Origin of the sequence: Mycolicibacter kumamotonensis (assembly GCF_002086285.1) — a bacterium.
GTDB lineage: Bacteria > Actinomycetota > Actinomycetes > Mycobacteriales > Mycobacteriaceae > Mycobacterium > Mycobacterium kumamotonense.
The window spans coordinates 1-238 of record NZ_MVHU01000125.1 but is presented as its reverse complement, the minus strand read 5'-3'; the positions used below and the strand labels follow the sequence as shown (position 1 = coordinate 238).

Sequence of the window (238 nt, the reverse complement as noted above, 5' to 3'; positions counted from 1 at the left end):
ACTGACTCTCCTCGACACGGCACTGCACTCAGACCGCGCCGTCGTCGCCCCCATGCTCCTCGACTCCGCCGCCCTGCACCGCCTCACCCGCGCTGATCTTCTGCCAGCGGTACTGCGGGGACTGGTGCGGAAGGCCGCGAGGCGCCGACCTGGCGCTGGCTCCCTTTCGCGTCGGTTGTTCGAGATGGCGGAGTCCGATCGTGATGGCTTCGTACTGGATTTGGTGGGTAGGGAAGCC

General features: G+C 67.2%; 1 protein-coding gene. It reads right to left on the bottom strand.

The annotated features are described in order from the left end of the window. Nucleotides 1–28 precede the first annotated feature (28 nt). The coding region (locus BST28_RS24480; RefSeq protein WP_207570208.1) for a hypothetical protein at nt 29–238 on the bottom strand (210 nt) is incomplete at its 5' end.